We start from the raw sequence: 20,820 nt of genomic DNA, 5'->3' as shown, positions 1-20,820 counted from the left end.
GCCTTGAAAATCAAGGCTCTGTGGATCCAATCAACATCAGCGGGCGGTGATTTTCCAGGCCCGGTGGATCTTGCCGTTACGGGCAAAATCCGGGTCGATGGTCTTGGCGGTGATCTCCTCTACGGAGTAACGCGCCGCCAGGTTTTCCTCGAGCTGGAACTTGCGGAAGTTGTTGGAGAAATACAACACGCCACCGCTGGCCAACCGGGCCATGGCCAGGTCGAGCAGTTGCACGTGGTCACGCTGCACGTCGAATACCCCTTCCATGCGCTTGGAGTTGGAGAAGGTCGGCGGGTCGATGAAGATCAGGTCGAACTCATCGCGGCAGGTCTCCAGCCAGGCCATGACATCGCCCTGCTCCAGACGGTTCTTGTCGGAGAAACCGTTGAGCGACAGGTTGCGCCGCGCCCAGTCCAGGTAGATCTTCGACAGATCGACGCTGGTGGTGCTGCGCGCCCCGCCCTTGGCCGCGTGCACACTGGCGGTGGCGGTGTAGCAGAACAGGTTGAGGAAACGCTTGCCGGCGGCTTCTTTCTGAATCCGCAGGCGCATTGGCCGGTGGTCGAGGAACAGCCCGGTGTCGAGATAGTCGGTGAGGTTGACCAGCAACTTCACGCCGCCTTCGCTGACCTCGGTGAACTTGCCTTGGGCGCTCTGGCGTTCGTACTGCTTGGTGCCGCTCTGGCGCTCGCGACGCTTGATCACCACCCGGCTCTTGTCGACGTTCAACGCTTGCGGAATGGCCGCCAGGGCATCGAACAGACGGGCCTGGGCCTTTTCCGGGTCGATGGATTTCGGCGCGGCGTATTCCTGCACGTGCACCCAGTCGTGGTACAGGTCGATGGCCAGGGAGTATTCCGGCATGTCGGCATCGTAGACGCGATAGCACTCGACGCCTTCGCGCTTGGCCCACTTGCCCAGCGCCTTGAGGTTCTTCTGCAGGCGGTTGGCGAACATCTGCCCGCCTTCGCTCAGGCGCGCCTGCTCGACCACTGGGGCTGGCGCCGGCTTGATCGGGTTGCCGTTCTTATTGTACTGGCGCTCCTGCGGAACCAGCGGCGCCTTGTCGGCCTCGGCCTGTTCACGCTCGATCTGCCGCTGCTCCGGGGTGCGGCGCTCACCGGTGACGAACTGATCCGGCTGTACCTTGATCAGCAACAGCTTGCACGGCAAGGCGCCGTTCCAGAACGAATACTGCTTGTGGCTGCGGATGCCCATGCGCTTGCCCAGGTCCGGCGCGCCGGTGAACACCGCCGCTTCCCAGCCCAGACAGGCCTGACGCAGACGCTCGCCAAGGTTCTGATAGAGATACAGCAGGCTGGCTTCGTCACCCAGGCGCTCGCCGTAGGGCGGGTTGCTGATCACCAGGCCTTTCTGGTTCTGGTCCGGACGCGGCTCGAAGGTCGCCACTTCGCCCTGATAGATCTTGATCCACTCACTGAGACCGGCGCGCTCGACGTTGTTGCGCCCTGGCTGGATCAGCCGCGGGTCGGCTTCGTAACCGCGAATCCACAGCGGCGGCTTGGCCAGGCCAGCCTGGGCCCGTGCCTGGGCTTCTTCGTGCAGCTTGCGCCACAGGGCCGGGACGTGACCGAGCCAGGCGGTGAAGCCCCATTGCTCGCGCTTGAGGTTGGGAGCGATGTCGGCGGCGATCATCGCCGCCTCGACCAGGAAGGTGCCCACGCCGCACATCGGGTCGGCCAGGGCGCCGCCATTGGCCGCGATACGTGGCCAGCCGGCACGGATCAGGATCGCCGCCGCGAGGTTTTCCTTCAGTGGCGCCGCGCCCTGCTGCAGGCGATAGCCACGCTGGTGCAGGCTGTGGCCGGACAGGTCGAGGGAGAGGATGGCTTCGCCACGATCCAGGCGCAGGTGAATGCGCAGGTCCGGGTTGAGCTTGTCGATGGAGGGACGCTCGCCGGTCGGCGTGCGCAGCCGGTCGACGATGGCATCCTTGACCTTCAAGGCGCCGAAGTGGGTGTTGTCGATGCCCGAGCCGTGGCCGCTGAACTCCACCGCCAGGGTGCCGTCCGCCAGCATGTGGTCCTGCCAGTCGACATCATGCACGCCGTGGTAGAGGTCTTCGGCATCCTTCATCGGGAAGCGCTTGAGCACCAGCAGTACCCGGTTGGCCAGGCGCGACCAGAGGCACAGGCGGTAGGCGGTCTCCATGTCGGCCATGCCGCGCACGGCCGAGGTGTGTTCACGCGCGTCTTCAAGGCCAAGCCCGGCGGCTTCCTCGATGAGCAGGCCTTCAAGGCCTTTGGGACAGGTGAGGAAGAGTTCGTAGCGATCCGACATGGGAGTTCAGGGCCTTTAGCAATAAGTGAACGGACAACGCATCGTCCGCCCGGTTTTCAATCAAGCGCTTTTCTTGAAGAGCGCTCGCGTGGCACAAATCTGTGCCGTCCCGCCCCTGCCGTTCAGCTCGCCGCTAGCGGTGACCACGGGGGCCAAAAGAGCTTAGATGCCGGGGCAGATAAATAAGTCAGTGAAACAAAAGGTCATAACTCGACCTTTCATCGAATAATACCTGAGTGCAACGGAGTGGAATTCTCACTAAAGCATTAAGCCCATCATCCAGTAAGAGGCTGATCAGAGCGAGGTTTGCCTGACTGACCCGATGTAAAGCAGGCCGTTCTTATGGCCTTAGCATCATTATCGTTACGTCCTTATGACAAAACGATCATTCCCACGCTGTGACGCATTGGTTAGAAATCAACTCAGGTTGGCGCCGCAACGACGCCAACACCACGCTCGCGACGCCGGCAGCGAGCACCAACGGCAGAAGCATTCTGCCCGGCCTCAAACGAGGCCGACGGGACATAAGACAGTCAACAAGTGAGGGAAACACCCTATGAGAAGACTTAAGCGTGATCCGTTGGAAAGAGCATTTTTGCGCGGATATCAGTATGGCGTTCATGGCAAGTCCCGTGAGCTTTGCCCATTTACTCTACCGTCGGTACGCCAAGCCTGGATCAATGGCTGGCGCGAAGGACGCGGCGACAACTGGGACGGTATGACCGGCACTGCGGGAATCCACAGACTCAACGAACTTCACGCCGTCGGCTAAAACAGGGCACACATTCCGACACCAAAATCTGAATACGTAACGACTTAAACCACGCACGTCCCATCCGGACGGCGGGCTGCGGCCCAGGGGCTCCTTACAGGAGCCCTTTTTACTGGCCGCGCAAAAAACTCAACGCAACGCCGCGATCGCGTCCACCGACTCGCGAATCAGCGCCGGGCCCTTGTAGATGAAACCCGAATACAACTGCACCAGGCTGGCGCCAGCAGCGATCTTTTCCGCCGCATGCTTGCCTTCGGTGATACCGCCCACCGCGATGATCGGCAAACGCCCGGCCAGCTCGCCCGCCAGCACCTTCACGGTGTGGGTGCTCTTGTCGCGCACCGGTGCGCCGGACAGGCCGCCCGCCTCGTCGCCATGCTCCATGCCTTCGACACCGACACGGCTCAGGGTGGTGTTGGTGGCGATGACCGCGTCCATCCCGGTTTCGATCAGGGCTTGCGCCACTTCGGCGGTTTCTTCGTCGGTCATGTCCGGGGCAATCTTGATCGCCAGTGGTACCCGCTTGCCATGCTGCACGGCCAATTCCTGCTGACGCTGGCTGAGGGCACTGAGCAGTTGCTTGAGCGACTCGCCGAACTGCAAGCTGCGCAGGCCCGGGGTGTTGGGCGAGCTGACGTTGACCGTCACGTAGCTGGCGTGGGCATACACCTTGTCCAGGCAGATCAGGTAGTCATCCACCGCGCGCTCGACCGGGGTGTCGAAGTTCTTGCCGATGTTGATCCCCAGCACGCCCTTGTACTTGGCCGCCGCCACCCGGGCCAGCAGGTGATCGACGCCCAGGTTGTTGAAACCCATACGATTGATGATCGCTTCGGCTTCCGGCAGGCGGAAGATCCGTGGCTTGGGGTTGCCCGGCTGCGGGCGCGGGGTGATGGTGCCGATTTCGACGAAACCGAAACCCAATTGGGCAAAGCCGTCGATGGCCGCGCCGTTCTTGTCCAGGCCGGCCGCGAGGCCGACCGGGTTCGGGAAGTCCAGGCCCATGACCTTCACCGGCATCTGCGCCGGCGCCTTGCACAGCAAGCCATTGAGGCCCAAACGCCCGCCCGCGCCGATCAGGTCCAGGGACAGATCGTGGGAGGTTTCCGGGGAGAGTTTGAACAATAGCTGGCGGGCCAGGGTATACATGGGCGGGCTTGACTCGGTGGCGGCGAAATGAGGCGGCGATTATAGCCGGGCATGGGGCTCGCAGGCGAGGCACGCGGCGAAATCAGCGGTGAATGGCATATGCCTTGCACCACAACCTGCATCAGCACCCAGGCCAATGGCGGCGTGGGTCGAAAGACAAAGGCGTCGTTACCCCGCCGGCTCTGCCTGGCGCGGGTGCGACGTTTTTTTATGGAAGCTTTTTATGGCCGCTTTTTATGGAGGACGCCACCCCATGAATGAACTCCCCGTCAGCCCGCTGGCCTGGGTCAACGGCAGCGACGCCCCGGAAAAGACCGCGATCAACCTCGGTTTCATGGCCTTGAGCGACTGCGCCTCGGTGGTGGTCGCCGCCACCCAGGGCTTCGCCCAGCCTTACGGCCTGACCCTGAACCTCAAGCGCCAGGCGTCCTGGGCCAACCTGCGGGACAAGCTGGTGAGCGGCGAGCTGGATGCCGCCCACAGCCTGTACGGCCTGATCTACGCCGTGCACCTGGGCATCGGCGGGGTCAACGCCAGCGACATGGCGGTGCTGATGGGCCTGAACCAGAACGGCCAGAGCATCAACCTCTCGCAGGAGCTGCAGGCGCTGAACGTGACCAGTCCTGAAGCGCTTTACCTGCATGTGCACCAAAGCCGGGCAAGACTGACCTTCGCCCAGACCTTTCCCACCGGCACCCACGCCATGTGGTTGTATTACTGGCTGGCCGCCCAGGGTATCCACCCGTTGCAGGACGTCGACAGCGTGGTGGTGCCGCCGCCACAAATGGTCGCGCACCTGCAGGCCGGGCGCATCGACGGTTTTTGCGTCGGCGAACCCTGGAGCGCCAGCGCGGCGAACCAGAACCTGGGCTTTACCCTGGCCACCAGCCAGGCGATCTGGCCCGACCACCCGGAAAAAGTCCTCGGCTGCACCCGCGCCTTCGTCGAGCAGTACCCGAATACCGCGCGGGCCCTGGTCATGGCGATCCTCGAGGCCAGCCGCTTCATCGAGCAGAGCCGGGAAAACCGCCAGAGCACCGCGCAGCTGCTGAGCGCCCGCGAGTATCTCGATGCGCCGTTGGGCTGCATCGAGCCGCGCCTGCTCGGCGAGTATGCCGACGGCCTCGGCAACCGCTGGCAGGACCCGCACGCGCTACGCTTTCATAATGAAGGCACGGTCAACCTGCCGTATCTGTCCGACGGCATGTGGTTCATGACCCAGTTCCGCCGCTGGGGCCTGCTGCGCGAAGACCCGGACTACCTGGGCATCGCGCGCCAGGTGCAGCAACTCGAGCTCTATCGTCAAGCCGCCACCGCCGTCGGTGTCGCGTCCTGGGGCCAGGACATGCGCAGCAGCCAGTTGATCGACGGCAAGCTGTGGGACGGGTCGGACCCGGCCGCCTATGCCCGCAGCTTCAAACTGCACGCCATGAGCGACAGCTCGCCTCTTCTCGCCAGCCGCTGACAGGAGCCCGAGACCATGTTGCGTATCCTGCTGATCAACGACACCGCCAAGAAGGTCGGTCGGCTCAAGGCGGCTCTGATGGAAGCCGGTTTCGAGGTGATCGACGAGTCGGGGCTGACCATCGACCTGCCGACGCGCGTCGAAACGGTGCGTCCGGATGTGATCCTGATCGATACCGAATCACCGAGCCGCGATGTGATGGAGCAAGTGGTGCTGGTCAGCCGCGACCAGCCACGGCCAATCGTGATGTTCACCGACGAGCACGACCCCGATGTGATGCGCCACGCCATCAAGTCCGGGGTCAGTGCCTACATAGTCGAAGGCATCCAGGCCCAGCGCCTGCAGCCCATTCTCGATGTGGCCATGGCCCGCTTCGAGAGCGACCAGGCCTTGCGCGCGCAGCTGCAGGCCCGCGACCAGCAGCTGGCCGAGCGCAAGCGCATCGAGCTGGCCAAGGGCCTGTTGATGAAGATGAAAGACTGCAACGAAGAACAGGCCTACACCCTGATGCGCCGCCAGGCCATGAGCCGGCAGCAGAAGCTGATCCAGGTGGCGGAGCAGATCATCGCCATGAGCGAGTTGCTGGGCTGAAAGCTCGTGGTATCGGCGCGGGCCCCATCGCGGGCAAACCTCGCTTCTACGGAAGAAGATTGTGAGTTTCCGCAGGAGCGAGGCTTGCCCGCGATCAGGAACGCCGGGACTGCAACTCTTGGCACAAATCTGGCTATGTAATCGACACAGGTAACCAACGGCGGTTGCCCCACCTACGACAAAGACGTCGCACACCCTTCTCGCCCCACGCGAAACGGGTTGCGGCGTTTTTTTCGTTCTGGCCCCACAGCCCGGGGCCGGTGGAGCGGCCGTAATGGCGCCCCACGCAAAAGCTCATGACTCCTTTCGAGACTCTTTACAGCTGAGGTGCGCGATGAATTCAAGCTTCTGGAAATCCGGCCACACCCCGACACTGTTCGCGGCCTTCCTCTACTTCGACCTGAGCTTCATGGTCTGGTACCTGCTCGGCCCGCTGGCCGTGCAGATCGCCGCCGACCTGCAACTGACCACCCAGCAGCGCGGGCTGATGGTGGCCACGCCGATCCTGGCTGGCGCTGTGCTGCGCTTCGCCATGGGCCTGCTGGCCGATCGCCTGTCCCCCAAGACCGCCGGACTGATCGGCCAGGTGATCGTCATCGGCGCGCTGTTCTGCGCCTGGAAGCTGGGCATCCACAGCTATGAACAGGCCCTGCTGCTGGGGCTGTTCCTGGGCATGGCCGGCGCCTCGTTCGCCGTGGCCCTGCCGCTGGCCTCGCAATGGTATCCACCGCAGCACCAGGGCAAGGCGATGGGCATCGCCGGGGCCGGCAACTCCGGCACGGTATTCGCGGCCCTGTTCGCGCCCTTGCTGGCCGGCGCCTTCGGCTGGAGCAACGTGTTCGGCTTCGCCCTGATCCCGCTGGTCCTGACCCTGGTGCTGTTCGCCTGGCTGGCCAAGAACGCCCCGGAACGGCCCAAGGCCAAATCCATGGCCGACTACTTCAAGGCCCTGGGCGACCGCGACAGCTGGTGGTTCATGTTCTTCTACAGCGTGACCTTCGGCGGCTTCATCGGCCTGGCCAGCGCCCTGCCCGGCTACTTCAACGACCAGTACGGCCTGAGCCCGGTCACCGCCGGCTACTACACCGCCGCCTGCGTGTTCGGTGGCAGCCTGATGCGGCCATTGGGTGGCGCGCTGGCCGATCGTTTCGGCGGCATTCGCACCCTGCTGGTGATGTACAGCGTCGCGGCGGTGTGCATCGCCGCGGTCGGTTTCAACCTGCCCAGTTCCTATGCGGCCCTGGCCCTGTTCGTGTGCACCATGCTCGGCCTGGGTGCCGGTAACGGCGCGGTGTTCCAACTGGTGCCCCAACGCTTCCGCCGCGAGATCGGGGTGATGACCGGGCTGATCGGCATGGCCGGCGGCATTGGCGGTTTCGCCCTGGCCGCGGGCATGGGCGCGATCAAGCAAAGCACCGGCAGCTATCAGCTGGCGCTATGGCTGTTCGCCAGCCTGGGCATACTGGCCTGGTTCGGCCTGCATGGGGTGAAACGCCGCTGGCGGACCACCTGGGGCTCCGCCGCCGTCACCGCGGCCCGGGTCTGAGCCGTCCATGAGCCTGCGACTGAGCCACGCCCAGGCTAGCGCTATCGGGCCGCGCGCGGAAAACCAGGACGCCTTGCGCCTGGTCACTCCGGCGCCGACCCTGGCCGCCAGCAAGGGCCTGTTGTTCGCCATCGCCGACGGCGTCAGCCAATGCGCCGACGGCGGCCTGGCCGCGCGCTCGACCTTGCAGGCGCTGGCGCTGGACTACTACGCCACCCCGGAAACCTGGGCCGTGGCCCAGGCCCTGGAGCGCCTGCTGCTGGCGCAGAACCGCTGGCTGCAGGCCAACGGTGGCGGTCAGCCGCTGCTGACCACCGTCAGCGCCCTGGTGCTGCGCGGCCGGCGCTTTACCCTGGCCCATGTCGGCGATTGCCGGGTCTATCGCTGGCACGCCGATCAGTTGCAACGCATCAGCGACGACCACGTTTGGGATCAGCCTGGCATGCAGCACGTGCTCAAGCGTGCCCTGGGCCTGGACCAGCACCTAGTGGTGGACTTCCTCGATGGCGAGCTGCGGGAAAACGAAAGTTTCCTGATGCTCAGCGACGGGGTCTGGGCCACCCTGGGCGACACCGCCATCGCCGCGATCCTGCGCGACCAGCCCGATCTCGACAGCGCGGTGCAGACCCTGGTCAGCGCCGCGCACCTGGCCGGCAGCCAGGACAACGCCAGCGCCCTGCTGGTGCGGGTCGAGGCCCTGGGCGAAAGCTCCATTGGCGATGCCCTGATTCACCTGCAGCAATGGCCACTGCCGCCAGCCCTCAAGCCGGGCCAGCACTTCGAAGGCTGGCAGGTCGCCGAAGTGCTCGGACAGAGCCAGCAATCCCTGCTGTACCGCGTGCTCGATGCGCAACAACAACCCTGGCTGCTGAAAACCCTGCCCGGTCATCTGCACGACGATCACCAGGCCGGGCAATCGCTGCTGTCAGAGGAATGGTTCCTGCGGCGGGTGGCCGGACGGCACTTTCCCGAAGTGCATGCCGCGACCGTCCGCCAGCATCTGTATTACGTGATGCGCGAATACCCGGGGCAGACCCTGGCCGATTATCTGCAACGACAGGGCCCCTTGCCGCTGGCGCAGTGGCAGGACCTGGCCGAGCGTCTGCTGCGGGCCGTGGGCCTGCTGCACCGCCGGCAGATCCTGCACCGCGACATCAAGCCGGACAACCTGTTGCTCGGCGATGACGGCGAGCTGCGCCTGCTGGACTTCGGCCTGGCCTATTGCCCCGGCCTGTCCGAGGACCAGGCGCATCTGCTGCCCGGCACTCCGAGCTATATCGCCCCGGAGGCTTTCACCGGCGTGGCGCCAACACCGCGGCAGGACCTGTACGCCGTGGGCGTGACCCTCTACCACTTGCTGACCGGGCATTTTCCCTACGGCGAAATAGAAGCCTTCCAGCGCCCGCGCTTCACCACCCCGGTCAGCGCCAGCCGCTATCGCCCGGACCTGCCGGACTGGCTTGAACAGAGCCTGGAACGCGCGGTACAGGCCGATCCGGCCCAACGCTATGAAACCGCCGAAGAGTGGTTGCTGGTGCTGGAACAGGGCGAACGCCGCAGCCTCAGCGTGCGCCCCAGGCCGCTGCTGGAACGCGAGCCCTTGAAGGTCTGGCGCACCCTGGCGCTGGTCTCGCTGCTGCTCAACCTGCTGTTGCTGTACCTGTTCCTGCATCACTGATAGCGCCTATAACCCTGTAGCCGCTGTCGAACGGCAGCGAGGCTGCGCTCGACCGCGTAGCGGGCGCCAAGCCAGACGACCGTGCAGGTCAGGCACACCGAGCTGCCAGGTTTACGGGGCTCGGCAGCGGCTACAGGTTGCTCCAGAAACGGGCAAGACGCTTTGAATCGGTGCAGAAAATCCCTCCTCCCGAGCCTGAGACAGGCTTTCAGCCCCGCTAAAACCGCGATCGGCGGAACTTGGCACAACCACTGCATCAACTCTCCCAACAGCACATACGACCCGGCCTTCAACGACGAAGGATGGGTTTTTCCCGAGAGAACGGGACCGGACAAAGGCGTCCTGCCAGGCAACTGGCGGGACGCCTTTTTTGTTTGCGCAACGTTTATCGAGCCAGGCCCGGCGTGCCCGACGGCCTGTCTACGCGGAGAGCGAAATGAAGAAACTCAAGCTGGTGATGATCGGCAACGGCATGGCCGGGGTACGCACCCTGGAAGAGCTGCTCAAGCTGAGCAATGAGCTGTACGACATCACGGTCTTCGGCGCGGAACCCCACACCAACTACAACCGCATCCTGCTCTCCCCGGTACTGGCCGGCGAACAGACCTTCGAAGAGATCGTGCTCAACGACCTGAGCTGGTACCTGGACAACAACATCAAGCTGCTGCTCAACCGCAAGGTGGTGGAGATCGACCGGGTCAAGCGCCGGGTGATCGCCGAAGACGGCAGCGAAGCCGAATACGATCGCCTGCTGATCGCCACCGGCTCGACCCCGTTCATCCTGCCGATTCCCGGCAACGACCTGCAGGGCGTGATCGGCTACCGCGACATCGCCGACACCCAGGCGATGATCGACACCGCCAAGACCCACAAGCACGCGGTGGTCATCGGCGGCGGCCTGCTCGGCCTGGAAGCCGCCAACGGCCTGATGCTGCGCGGCATGGACGTGACCGTGGTGCATATCGGCGAATGGCTGCTGGAGCGCCAGCTGGACAAGACCAGCGGCCAACTGCTGCAAACCGCCCTGGAAAGCCGCGGCCTGAAATTCCGCCTGAGCGAACAGACCCAGGCCCTGCATGACTCAGGCAACGGCCGTGTCGGTTCGGTGCAGTTCAAGAGCGGCGACATCATCCCCGCCGACCTGGTGGTGATGGCCGCTGGTATCCGGCCCAATACCGAGCTGGCGGAAAAAGCCGGCCTGCCGTGCAGCCGCGGGATCCTGGTCAACGACACCCTGCAGACCTACGACCCGCGCATCTACGCCATCGGCGAATGCGCCAGCCACCGCGGCATCGCCTACGGCCTGGTGGCGCCATTGTTCGAGCAGGCCAAGGTCTGCGCCAACCACCTGGCGCAACTGGGCTTCGCCCGCTACCAGGGTTCGGTGACCTCGACCAAATTGAAAGTCACCGGCATCGACCTGTTCTCCGCCGGCGACTTCATGGGCGGCGAAGGCACCGAGACCATCACCCTCTCCGACCCCATCGGCGGCGTATACAAGAAGCTGGTGATCAAGGACGACGTCCTGGTCGGCGCCTGCCTGTACGGCGACACCGCCGATGGCGGCTGGTATTTCCGGCAGATCCGCGAGAACCACGCCATCGGCGAGATCCGCGACCACCTGATGTTCGGCGGCTCAAGTTGCATGGAGCAGGCCCTGGGCGACGTCGGCCACCAGGGCCAGGACAAGGCCATGAGCATGGCCGACAGCGCCGAAGTCTGCGGCTGCAACGGCGTGTGCAAAGGCACCATCGTCAAGGCGATCCAGGAGCATGGCCTGTTCAGCGTCGATGAGGTCAAGAAGCACACCAAGGCCGCCAGCTCCTGCGGCTCCTGCGCCGGCCTGGTGGAACAGATCCTGATCAACACCGTCGGTGGCGCCGCCGACGTCAAGCCGAAAAGCGAGAAAGCCATCTGCGGTTGCAGCGACCTCAACCACGGGCAGCTCCGCCAGGCGATCCGCGAACAGCACCTGCTGACCATCGCCGGCACCATGAGCTACCTGAACTGGCGCACGCCCAACGGCTGCGCCACCTGCCGCCCGGCGCTGAACTACTACCTGATTTCCACCTGGCCGGGCGAGGCCAAGGATGATCCGCAATCGCGGCTGATCAACGAGCGGGCCCACGCCAATATCCAGAAAGACGGCACCTATTCGGTGGTGCCGCGGATGTGGGGCGGCGTCACCACCCCCTCCGAACTGCGGCGCATCGCCGACGTGGCGGACAAGTACCAGGTGCCGATGGTCAAGGTCACCGGCGGCCAGCGCATCGACCTTTTGGGTATCAAGAAGCAGGATTTGCCCGGGGTCTGGAAGGACCTGGACATGCCCTCCGGCCATGCCTACGGCAAGTCCATCCGCACCGTTAAAACCTGCGTCGGCAGCGAGTTCTGCCGCTTCGGCACGCAGAACTCCACCCAGCTGGGCATCGAACTGGAGCATGACCTGTTCAACATGTGGTCGCCGCACAAGGTCAAGCTGGCGGTCTCCGGCTGCCCGCGCAACTGCGCCGAGGCCGGGATCAAGGACGTCGGCATCATCGGCGTCGACTCGGGCTGGGAGATGTACATCGGCGGCAACGGCGGGATCAAGACCGAGGTCGCGGAGTTCTTCGTCAAGCTGAAAACCGCCGACGAAGTGCGCGAATACAACGGCGCCTTCCTGCAGCTGTACCGCGAGGAAGCCTTCTACCTGGAGCGCACCGTGCACTACCTGCAACGGGTCGGCATGGCGCACATCAAGCAAGCCATCATCGAAGATCCGCAACGGCGCAAGGCCCTCAACGAGCGCCTGCAATTCGCCCTGTCGTTCGAACAGGACCCATGGAAGGAGCGCCTGGAACAGCCGCTGCTGAAAAAAGAGTTCGAGCCGATCCGCGTCAAGCAACTGGAGGTGCCGCTATGAACTGGCTGGATATCTGCGCCCTGGACGAGATCAACGCCCTGGGCTCGCGCATCGTCAATGGCCCCAAGGGCGACATCGCGATCTTCCGCACCAGCGACGACGAAGTCTTCGCCCTCGACGACCGTTGCCCGCACAAGGGCGGGCCGCTGTCCCAGGGGCTGATCTACGGCAAGAAGGTCGCCTGCCCGCTGCACAACTGGCAGATCGGCCTGGAGTCCGGCCAGGCGCAGGCACCGGATATCGGCTGCGCCCATCACCACCTGGCGCGGGTGGAAAACGGCCGGGTGCTGCTGGCCCTGCGAGATGCCGGTTGATGAACCGCCAGACGACCGCCTCGACCTGCTGTTACTGCGGCGTTGGCTGTGGCGTGCTGATCGAGCACGACGGCGAACGCATCCTCGACGTCAGTGGCGACCCGAGCCACCCGGCCAACCACGGGAAATTGTGCAGCAAGGGTTCCACCCTGCACCTGACCGGCGACCTCGCGGCCCGCGCCCTGTACCCGGAGTTGCGCCTGGGCAAGGCCCTGGCGCGCAGCCGCACCGACTGGGATACCGCGCTGGAGCACGCGGCCAACGTATTTGCCGAAACCATCGCCGAACACGGCCCGGACAGCGTGGCTTTCTACATCTCCGGGCAATTGCTCACCGAGGACTACTACGCCTTCAACAAGCTGGCCCGGGCCCTGGTGGGCACCAACAACATCGACAGCAATTCGCGGCTGTGCATGTCCTCGGCGGTGGTCGGCTACAAACGCAGCCTGGGCGCCGACGCCCCGCCCTGCAGCTACGAAGACCTCGAACTGAGCGACTGCGTGATGATCGTCGGCAGCAACATGGCCTACGCCCATCCGGTGCTGTTCCGCCGCCTGGAGCAAGCCAAACGTCTGCGGCCGCAGATGAAAGTAATCGTCATCGACCCGCGGCGCACCGACACGTGCGACCTGGCCGACCTGCACCTGGCGATCCTGCCCGGCACCGATGTCGCGCTGTTCCACGGCATCCTGCATCTGCTGCTGTGGCAGGACTGGATCGATCGCGACTTCATCCAGGCGCATACTGAAGGCCTGGCCGAGCTGAAGAACCTGGTCCACGACTACACCCCGCATATGGTCGCGCAGCTGTGCGGCATCAGCGTCGAGCAACTGCGCCAGTGCGCCGAATGGGTCGGCACCTCGCCGAGCTTCCTATCACTGTGGTGCATGGGGCTGAACCAGTCCAGTGCCGGCAGCGCGAAAAACAGCGCGTTGATCAACCTGCACCTGGCCACCGGGCAGATCGGTCGTCCTGGGGCCGGCCCCTTTTCCCTCACCGGCCAGCCGAATGCCATGGGTGGCCGGGAAACCGGCAGCCTGTCGAACCTGCTGCCAGGGCACCGGGACGCCGCCAACCCGGAGCATCGGGCCGAAGTCGCGGCCTATTGGGGCGTCGAGCAATTGCCGGCCAACCCCGGCCTGACCGCGATCGAGCTGTTCGAACAGCTGCGCGGCGGCAAGATCAAGGCACTGTGGATCGCCTGCACCAACCCGGCGCAATCGCTGCCCGACCAGAACGCGGTGCGGGAGGCCTTGCTGGCCTGCCCGTTCGTGGTCCTGCAGGAAGCCTTTCGCACCACCGAGACCGCGGCCTTTGCCGACCTGCTGCTGCCCGCCGCCAGTTGGGGCGAGAAGGAAGGTAGCGTGACCAACTCGGAACGGCGCATCTCCCATGTGCGCCGCGCCGTGGCCGCGCCGGGCGAAGCGCGCCCGGACTGGGCCATCACCCTGGATTTCGCCCGGCGCCTGGAACAGCGCCTACGCCCGCAACAACCCAGCCTGTTCGCCCTGGACACGCCTGCCCAAGTGTTCGATGAGTACAAACTGCTGACCCGCGGCCGCGACCTGGACCTTTCCGGCATCAGTCACGCGCTGATCGACCAACTGGGACCACAGCAATGGCCCTTCCCCGCCGGCGCCGAACAAGGGACAGCGCGGCTGTACGTTGATGGCCGCTTCCCGACCGCCAGCGGGCGGGCACACTTCATCAGCGACCCGTATCGCGCGGCCAAGGAACAGCGGGATGCGCGCTTCCCCCTGACCCTGATCACCGGCCGCCTGCGCGATCAATGGCACGGCATGAGCCGTACCGGCACCGCGGCCCAGCTGTTCGGGCATGTCAGCGAAGCGGTCCTCAGCCTGCACCCGGACGAACTGCGCCGGCAGAACCTGCAAGCGGGAGACCTGGTGTCACTGAAAAGCCGTCGTGGCAGCGTGATAGTCGCCGTGGCGGACGACGACAGCGTGCGCCCGGGCCAGGCTTTTCTGCCGATGCATTGGGGCGACCGGTTCCTCAAGGGCGGCGTCAATGCCGTGACCCAGCCGGCGTTCGACCTACTGTCCAAACAGCCGGAACTCAAGCATAGCGGTGTACGCCTGGAGCCGGTCCAACTGCCGTGGCAGCTGTTCGCCCTGATCGAAGGTGACGTGCAGCGGCACTTCGAAGCCTTGCGCCCGCTCTGCGAAAGCTTCGCCTACGTCAGCCTGAGCCTGGCCGGTCGCGAACGTCCGGCCCTGCTGCTGCGGGTAGCCAATGCCGAGGCGCCGGCACCGCAGTTGCTCAAGGACATCGACCAGTTGCTGGGGCTCAACGAAGGCCCGGTACTGGCCTATGACGATCCGCGGCGCTCCATCGGCAAGCGGGTACGCATCGAACAGGGGCGCATCACCGCCATTCGCCTGGCCGGTGAAACCCTGGCCCAGCACTGGCTGCAGAACCTGTGGCTGGAAGGCAAGGCCGATGAGCAACTGCGTCGCTGGCTGCTGGCGCCGATGAGTGCGCCACCGGGGGCGACCGGGCTGATCGCCGCGAGCGGCAAGACCTTGTGCAACTGCAAGAACGTCAGCCAGAACGCGGTCTGTGCCGGGATCTCCCGCGGGCTGGACCTCGATGGCCTGAAACAGGAGTTGGGCTGCGGCACTCAATGCGGCTCCTGTGTCCCCGAAATAAAACGTCTGCTGGCCAGCTCGGCACAGCCGGTCGCAATCCCCCTGTGAGGAAACAAACATGAGCGCAAAAGTCTGGCTGGTGGGTGCGGGCCCCGGCGATCCTGAACTGCTGACCCTCAAGGCCGTGCGGGCCCTGGGCGACGCCGATGTGGTGCTGATCGACGATCTGGTGAATCCGGCGGTGCTGGAGCACTGCCCTCGGGCACGGGTCATTGCCGTGGGTAAACGTGGCGGCTGCCGCTCGACGCCCCAGGCGTTCATTCATCGGCTGATGTTGCGCTACGCCCGGCATGGCAAGTGCGTGGTACGCCTCAAGGGCGGCGACCCATGCATCTTCGGCCGTGGCGGTGAGGAAGCGCAGTGGCTGCAGGAACGTGGCGTCGAGGTGGAACTGGTGAACGGCATCACGGCCGGCCTGGCGGGGGCTACCCAGTGCGGGATCCCGCTGACCCTGCGCGGTGTTGCCCGTGGCGTCACCCTGCTGACGGCCCATACCCAGGACGACAGCAGCCTGAACTGGCAGGCCCTGGCGCAAAGCGGTACGACGCTGGTGATCTATATGGGGGTGGCCAAACTGGGTGAGATACGTGAACAGCTGATCGCTGGCGGCCTGACACCACACACCCCGGTGGCCATGATCGAAAACGCTTCCCTGCTCGAGCAGCGCCTGTGCCGGAGCGATCTGCACGCCATGCAGGACGATGCCCATGCCTTCCAGCTGAAAAGCCCGGCCATCCTGGTGGTTGGCGAGGTGGCTGCTTGCGGCGCACAACTGCCGGCCCTTTCCGAGGCGGCCCTGGTGGCAGCAATTTCGGCCTGACGCCAGACTCTTTCAGCAAATCGCGGACAAAGAAAAACCCGGCCTAGGCCGGGTTTTTCAAAGCTGCAAGCTACAGATTACTGAGCTTGTTGAGCTTGTGCTTCAACCTGCGCTTCTACGCGACGGTTTACAGCGCGGCCAGCTTCAGTTGCGTTGTCAGCAACTGGGCGGGACTCACCGTAACCAACGGATTGAACGCGGCTCGACTCAACACCGTACTGGCTGGTCAGAACTTGCTTAACGGCGTTTGCACGACGCTCAGACAGTTTCTGGTTGTAAGCGTCAGGACCGACGGAGTCAGTGTGACCTTCAACAACGGTGGTGGTTTGTGGGTACTGCTTCATGAAGTCAGCGAGGTTCTTGATGTCAGCGTAGCTGTTAGGCTTAACGACCGACTTGTCGAAGTCGAACTTCACGTCCAGCTCAACACGAACAACTTCAGCAACCGGAGCTTCTGGTTCTGGAGTTGGCTCTGGAACTGGAGCAGGAGCAGGAGCAACCTTGCCAGCGTTGCCGCCGAAGTTCACACCCAGACCAACCAGAGCGGAGTAGTCCCACTTGCCGTTGTCCATTGCGTAGTCGGCTTCAACGCCGGCACGAGCGAACAGGTTGTCGGTGAAGTAGTACTTAACACCGGTACCGATGATAGCCAGGGTCGACTGGTCGCGACCGCTGTGGCCGTCAGCCAGGACGTTGGTACGGCTCTGGTGACCGAAACCACCCGAAACGTATGGACGCAGGGAGTCCACGCCAGCTTGACCGAAGTGGTAGGTAGCCAGCAGGCTGCCGGTGTCACCTTTGATCTTCTGGTTGCCAGTGCCGTCGTTCGAACGGGTGTGGTTGGTTTTGTCGTAGTTCAGGTCCAACGACAGGTCATCGGTCAGGAAGTAGCCGATACGAGCGCCTGGGTTGAAGCCGTCTTCGATGTGCTTAACGCTGTCGTTGTACTGTTTTTTGTAAAACAGTTCACCCTCGACCGCGCCTTGGCCTTGCGCCAGAACGCCGAACGAAGTCACGGCAACAATAGAACCAATGGCAATGCCCAAGGTGTTTTTCAGTTTCATCCGTTAAATCCCCATCTGGTGATTGTAAAGCAGTCCCACATACCGGGGGACAACTCGGCGGTAAGTCTATCAGAACTTACCTAGACGTAAGAGATATTTGCGCCGAACTAAGTTTCAGCAATGCCTGCAAATTTCTCACGCAATTTATCAAGCGCACGCTTGTACCGCATTTTCGTAGCACTCAACCCCATGTGCATGATGTCTGCGATCTCCTGGAACTCCAGTTCTGCGACGAATCGTAGCACCAGAATCTCCCGATCGATCGGGTTCACATGCACCAACCAGCGGTCAAGTCCGCCCTTTTCCTCAGGTTTCGGCGCCTTATCTTCAGACGCTTCCTCGAGGGGATCAAGACTTAACGCATCCATCAAGCGACGCTTGCGCCGTTCTTTCCGATACTGCGTGATGCATTCGTTGTACGTGATGCTATAGAGCCATGTCTTGAACTTCGATTTCCCCTCGAAGTTCTTGAGGCCATACAGCACCTTCAACATCACCTCCTGACAGACATCATCAGCATCACGATCGTTCCCTAAATAACGTGCACAAACGTTGAAGAGGGTTCGCTGATAGCGTCGCATCAACTCTTCATACGCACGCGTCACATGAAACAGCTCCGTGTGCGAGCGCGCAACCAACTCCTCGTCAGAGAGCTCACGGGGGTCATAGCGCGTGGATAGCGATTGGGCTTTATTCAAAACGAGTCGGGCCGACAGTCAGGTCAATGTCCACCGCAGCCCAGACAAGGGCATTTTGCGGCGGCATACATTAGCAGGGTTTGCCGGGTTAGCGGCTACTTACATGCTGCTCCAGCATGATCCGATTGGAGAGAGAGACCAGCTCGCCCTCATCGGTCAGCAGTGTAGTCTTAACCGTGCCGATCTCCTCGATCTGCCCTTCAACCTCGCCAACTCGCACTTGTTGCCCAACCTGATACAACTCACGCACATAGATTCCCGCAAGAATCTGACCGGCAATATCCCGGCTTCCCAACCCCATGGCCAAGGCAACAGCCAGACCAACGGTAATCAAAACGATCACGATCACATGGTTGAGCAGGTCGGTTTTGACCTCCAACTGACTGATCGCAACGGAAATACTAATGATGATCACCAGCCCCTGGGCGATTCGCCCCAGGCCACTGGCGTAATCCAGACCGACTCCTTCGGCCGCTCCACGCACCAGCCCATTGGCCAGTTGCGCCAGCAACACCCCCACCAACAGCACCAGCGCGGCCCCGAAAACCTTCGGTAAATACAGCGCCAGCATGTCGAGCGTAGCCGAAACCCGCTCCAGGCCAAGGGATTCTGCAGCAGAAACCAGAAAAATCAGTAAAACAAACCAATACACGATTTTACCGATCAAGGTAGAAATCGGCACCTGCAGGCCCGCACGGGACAGCAGTTTGGTCAAACCGGTACCGCCCATCAAGCGGTCCAGGCCCAATTTGGCGAGCAATTTGGAAAGCAGGGTATCAAGCAGTTTGGCGACCACGAACCCCAACAGCAGCACGACCAGCGCGCCAAACAGGTTGGGAATGAAGTTCGCTACCTTGGTCCACAACGCAGTCATCGCAGTGACGAGGCTCTGAGTCCAGAGATCAAGTTCCATATTCAATCAGCCTTATCAGCAGTGCGAGCAGTAGGTTTACGACGGGAAACCGGCGAGATATGGGCCGATCCGTTATTCAGAGCAATCATCAGCGCCGGCAACCAGCGGCCGAGCAGGCTGAACAGATCGCCCGCCCCCACCTGCCGGTTGGCGGTTTTCAGTACGCGGCCCAGGCACGCATCGTCGTCCCGGGTGGACGGTGTGGCCTTGAGCATGTCACGCAACGACTGTTCAAACGGATCGTGCATACGCACCTCTCGATATGTCTGTGAAAGACGCGATCAAAATTCCCCGGGTCACATAGTTCATGATCAGACCCAGCGCAAACGTCGGAATAACCACCACTGCCCCAACGCTACCAGCGCCATCAACAGGCAGGCCACCAGAAACCCGTAGGGGCTGTTGGAAAGCGGGATTCCTCCGACGTTGATCCCCAGCAAACCGGCCAGAAAACTCATCGGCAGAAAGATCCCGGTGATGATCCCGAAGCGAAACATGATGCGGTTCATGCGCACGCTCAGGCGCCGGTCTTCGGCCTCCAGCACAAGCCCCACGCGCTCTCGGGTCAATTCGAGCTCTTCCAGGTAGCGGGTCAGGCTGTTGTTCAATTCGTTCCAGTAATCGCCATCGTCATCGGCGAACCAAGACAGCCTGATGCGGCTGAGCTGACCGAAAATATCCCGCTGCGGAGCGAGGAAACGCTTGAGTCCGGCAGCCCGTCGACGGATCTGCAGAATGTTGCTGTGCTCGGGAGTATACCGTTCGTCGGCATCCAGTTTTTCTTCCTCGGCATCGACCACTTCCGACAGGTCGCTGACCAGGTCCTGCACCTTATGAGTCAGGTACTCAGCCATATAAAGGATGAGTTCGGAGGCAGTCTTCGGCCCCTTGCCCTCGCCCAGCTGCACCAGCAGCTCATCGGTCGCGCGCAATGGGCGCAGGCGCAGGGAGATCACTCGCTGGGCCGAACCGAAGATGCGTACCGAAACCATGTCCTCCGGCTCGGCGCCGGGATTGAGGTTGATACCGCGTAAAAACAACAGGAACTCGGAGTCCGGCAGCGCCAACAGGCGCGGCCGGGTGTTTTCTTCGAGTAGGAGGTCACAGCTGAACTCGCTCAGACCGCTGGATTTACGCAGCCAGGTCTGGGTTTGAGGATGGCTGCGATCCCAATGCAGCCAGAGGCTCTCATGGGCTTGCAACTGTAGGTCGTCCAGTTCAGTTCGGGCAATCGCACGCGCACCACCTTTACCATCCAGCACCAGGGCATGCACCAGCCCCCATTGCGCGTTGTCTTCCTCGAACATCCTTATCCCTTGCTTGGTCGACTGCTTATTCAGGCATTTTCAGCGGGCTTGGCGAAACGATCACGCCATTGTTGTCGGCATAGACATATTCGCCCGGACGGAAAGTCACTCCGGCAAAAGTCACCGCCACATTGAGATCGCCAATGCCGCGCTTGTCGGTTTTCATCGGATGGCTGGCCAGCGCCTGAACCCCCAGGTCGGTTTGCGCGATGACATCGACGTCACGGATGCAGCCGTAGATCACCAGCCCTTCCCAACCGTTCTTGGCGGCCTTCTCGGCCAGCATGTCGCCCAGCAGCGCGCGGCGCAGGGAGCCACCACCGTCGACCACCAGCACCTTGCCGTGGCCCTTGAGCTCGACCTGTTCCTTGACCAGCGAGTTGTCTTCGAAGCACTTGATGGTCACGATTTCGCCGCCGAAGGAGTCGCGGCCACCGAAATTGCTGAACATCGGTTCAACCACCTGTACCAGATCCGGGTAGGCGTCGCACAGGTCGGGAGTGAGGTAATGATTCATCGAGAAACTCCTGTAATGGAAAGAACACGTCGCGGTGTCGGAATTCGCAGGGTTCATGCTGAGTGACGAGCGCTGGCGGCGAATGTTTAACATCTTGCCTTGGCCCTCGCC

17 protein-coding genes are annotated in these 20,820 nt (G+C 63.0%); 9 read left to right on the top strand and 8 right to left on the bottom strand.

Going from position 1 to position 20,820, the window contains the following annotated elements:
- Positions 1-36: 36 nt before the first annotated feature.
- Complete coding sequence (gene rlmKL / locus H0I86_RS09335) at positions 37-2,301, bottom strand: bifunctional 23S rRNA (guanine(2069)-N(7))-methyltransferase RlmK/23S rRNA (guanine(2445)-N(2))-methyltransferase RlmL (RefSeq protein WP_180924796.1); 2,265 nt, start codon at positions 2,299-2,301, stop codon at positions 37-39.
- Between the two features lie 556 nt (positions 2,302-2,857).
- On the opposite strand from rlmKL, the gene rmf reads away from it, so the two are divergent.
- On the top strand, positions 2,858-3,073 hold the full coding sequence (gene rmf, locus H0I86_RS09330) for a ribosome modulation factor (RefSeq protein ID WP_002553055.1): 216 nt from the start codon (positions 2,858-2,860) through the stop codon (positions 3,071-3,073).
- A 129-nt stretch (positions 3,074-3,202) separates the two neighbouring features.
- On the opposite strand, the gene H0I86_RS09325 is transcribed toward rmf, so the two are convergent.
- Positions 3,203-4,222 carry a quinone-dependent dihydroorotate dehydrogenase gene (locus H0I86_RS09325; protein WP_180924795.1) on the bottom strand — a complete coding sequence of 340 codons (1,020 nt, stop codon included), beginning with the start codon at positions 4,220-4,222 and terminating at the stop codon, positions 3,203-3,205.
- Positions 4,223-4,475: 253 nt separating this feature from the next.
- On the opposite strand from H0I86_RS09325, the gene H0I86_RS09320 reads away from it, so the two are divergent.
- The 8 genes from H0I86_RS09320 to cobA all read left to right on the top strand — a co-directional run bounded on the left by H0I86_RS09320 (position 4,476) and on the right by cobA (position 16,210).
- Entirely contained in the window at positions 4,476-5,687 is a 1,212-nt protein-coding gene (locus H0I86_RS09320; protein ID WP_180924794.1) for a CmpA/NrtA family ABC transporter substrate-binding protein, read from the top strand.
- A 15-nt stretch (positions 5,688-5,702) separates the two neighbouring features.
- Entirely contained in the window at positions 5,703-6,278 is a 576-nt protein-coding gene (locus H0I86_RS09315) for an ANTAR domain-containing response regulator (RefSeq protein WP_007932173.1), read from the top strand.
- Between the two features lie 334 nt (positions 6,279-6,612).
- Positions 6,613-7,824, top strand: a complete 1,212-nt coding sequence (locus tag H0I86_RS09310) for a nitrate/nitrite transporter (protein WP_016704979.1) — start codon at positions 6,613-6,615, stop codon at positions 7,822-7,824.
- 7 nt (positions 7,825-7,831) lie between these two features.
- The gene (locus H0I86_RS09305; protein WP_180924793.1) at positions 7,832-9,502 is read left to right on the top strand and encodes a bifunctional protein-serine/threonine kinase/phosphatase; all 1,671 of its coding nucleotides are present in this window, start codon (positions 7,832-7,834) and stop codon (positions 9,500-9,502) included.
- A 436-nt stretch (positions 9,503-9,938) separates the two neighbouring features.
- Complete coding sequence (nirB, locus tag H0I86_RS09300; protein WP_180924792.1) at positions 9,939-12,407, top strand: nitrite reductase large subunit NirB; 2,469 nt, start codon at positions 9,939-9,941, stop codon at positions 12,405-12,407.
- A complete protein-coding gene (nirD, locus tag H0I86_RS09295) occupies positions 12,404-12,721 on the top strand; it encodes a nitrite reductase small subunit NirD (RefSeq protein ID WP_180924791.1) in 318 nt (105 codons plus the stop codon). Before nirB ends, nirD begins: the two co-directional genes overlap by 4 nt.
- Positions 12,721-15,438, top strand: coding sequence for a nitrate reductase (locus H0I86_RS09290; RefSeq protein WP_180924790.1), 2,718 nt, complete (start codon positions 12,721-12,723; stop codon positions 15,436-15,438). Before nirD ends, H0I86_RS09290 begins: the two co-directional genes overlap by 1 nt.
- A gap of 10 nt (positions 15,439-15,448) precedes the next feature.
- Complete coding sequence (gene cobA, locus H0I86_RS09285) at positions 15,449-16,210, top strand: uroporphyrinogen-III C-methyltransferase (protein ID WP_180924789.1); 762 nt, start codon at positions 15,449-15,451, stop codon at positions 16,208-16,210.
- A 77-nt stretch (positions 16,211-16,287) separates the two neighbouring features.
- On the opposite strand, the gene H0I86_RS09280 is transcribed toward cobA, so the two are convergent.
- The 6 genes from H0I86_RS09280 to rraA form a co-directional block, all read right to left on the bottom strand.
- Positions 16,288-17,274, bottom strand: coding sequence for an OmpA family protein (locus H0I86_RS09280; protein ID WP_007927525.1), 987 nt, complete (start codon positions 17,272-17,274; stop codon positions 16,288-16,290).
- Between the two features lie 107 nt (positions 17,275-17,381).
- A complete protein-coding gene (gene sigX, locus H0I86_RS09275) occupies positions 17,382-17,972 on the bottom strand; it encodes an RNA polymerase sigma factor SigX (protein ID WP_009042922.1) in 591 nt (196 codons plus the stop codon).
- 88 nt (positions 17,973-18,060) lie between these two features.
- Positions 18,061-18,885: a mechanosensitive ion channel family protein gene (locus H0I86_RS09270; RefSeq protein ID WP_007927520.1), complete on the bottom strand. Its 825-nt coding sequence runs from the start codon at positions 18,883-18,885 to the stop codon at positions 18,061-18,063.
- Between the two features lie 2 nt (positions 18,886-18,887).
- Positions 18,888-19,133 (bottom strand): hypothetical protein, encoded by a 246-nt coding sequence (locus H0I86_RS09265; RefSeq protein WP_007927518.1) that lies wholly within the window; start codon positions 19,131-19,133, stop codon positions 18,888-18,890.
- Positions 19,134-19,196: 63 nt separating this feature from the next.
- Entirely contained in the window at positions 19,197-20,192 is a 996-nt protein-coding gene (cmaX, locus tag H0I86_RS09260; RefSeq protein WP_180924788.1) for a divalent cation transporter CmaX, read from the bottom strand.
- 25 nt (positions 20,193-20,217) lie between these two features.
- Positions 20,218-20,709: a ribonuclease E activity regulator RraA gene (gene rraA / locus H0I86_RS09255; RefSeq protein ID WP_009042919.1), complete on the bottom strand. Its 492-nt coding sequence runs from the start codon at positions 20,707-20,709 to the stop codon at positions 20,218-20,220.
- Between the last annotated feature and the right edge of the window lie 111 nt (positions 20,710-20,820).

Origin of the sequence: Pseudomonas chlororaphis subsp. aurantiaca (assembly GCF_013466605.1) — a bacterium.
Classification (GTDB): domain Bacteria; phylum Pseudomonadota; class Gammaproteobacteria; order Pseudomonadales; family Pseudomonadaceae; genus Aquipseudomonas; species Aquipseudomonas chlororaphis_I.
The sequence above is the reverse complement of the archived record's forward strand: the minus strand, read 5'-3'. Positions and strand labels throughout refer to the sequence as shown.

Bases quoted from the DNA above. Each gene is read 5' to 3' on its own strand.
- H0I86_RS09325 (WP_180924795.1), bottom strand. From the start codon at position 4,222: ATGTATACCCTGGCCCGCCAGCTATTGTTCAAACTCTCCCCGGAAACC.
- rraA (WP_009042919.1), bottom strand. From the start codon at position 20,709: ATGAATCATTACCTCACTCCCGACCTGTGCGACGCCTACCCGGATCTG.
- H0I86_RS09310 (WP_016704979.1), top strand. From the start codon at position 6,613: ATGAATTCAAGCTTCTGGAAATCCGGCCACACCCCGACACTGTTCGCG.
- H0I86_RS09305 (WP_180924793.1), top strand. From the start codon at position 7,832: ATGAGCCTGCGACTGAGCCACGCCCAGGCTAGCGCTATCGGGCCGCGC.
- H0I86_RS09280 (WP_007927525.1), bottom strand. From the start codon at position 17,274: ATGAAACTGAAAAACACCTTGGGCATTGCCATTGGTTCTATTGTTGCC.
- H0I86_RS09290 (WP_180924790.1), top strand. From the start codon at position 12,721: ATGAACCGCCAGACGACCGCCTCGACCTGCTGTTACTGCGGCGTTGGC.
- H0I86_RS09270 (WP_007927520.1), bottom strand. From the start codon at position 18,885: ATGGAACTTGATCTCTGGACTCAGAGCCTCGTCACTGCGATGACTGCG.
- nirB (WP_180924792.1), top strand. From the start codon at position 9,939: ATGAAGAAACTCAAGCTGGTGATGATCGGCAACGGCATGGCCGGGGTA.
- H0I86_RS09265 (WP_007927518.1), bottom strand. From the start codon at position 19,133: ATGCACGATCCGTTTGAACAGTCGTTGCGTGACATGCTCAAGGCCACA.
- cmaX (WP_180924788.1), bottom strand. From the start codon at position 20,192: ATGTTCGAGGAAGACAACGCGCAATGGGGGCTGGTGCATGCCCTGGTG.
- rmf (WP_002553055.1), top strand. From the start codon at position 2,858: ATGAGAAGACTTAAGCGTGATCCGTTGGAAAGAGCATTTTTGCGCGGA.
- nirD (WP_180924791.1), top strand. From the start codon at position 12,404: ATGAACTGGCTGGATATCTGCGCCCTGGACGAGATCAACGCCCTGGGC.
- cobA (WP_180924789.1), top strand. From the start codon at position 15,449: ATGAGCGCAAAAGTCTGGCTGGTGGGTGCGGGCCCCGGCGATCCTGAA.
- H0I86_RS09315 (WP_007932173.1), top strand. From the start codon at position 5,703: ATGTTGCGTATCCTGCTGATCAACGACACCGCCAAGAAGGTCGGTCGG.
- rlmKL (WP_180924796.1), bottom strand. From the start codon at position 2,301: ATGTCGGATCGCTACGAACTCTTCCTCACCTGTCCCAAAGGCCTTGAA.
- H0I86_RS09320 (WP_180924794.1), top strand. From the start codon at position 4,476: ATGAATGAACTCCCCGTCAGCCCGCTGGCCTGGGTCAACGGCAGCGAC.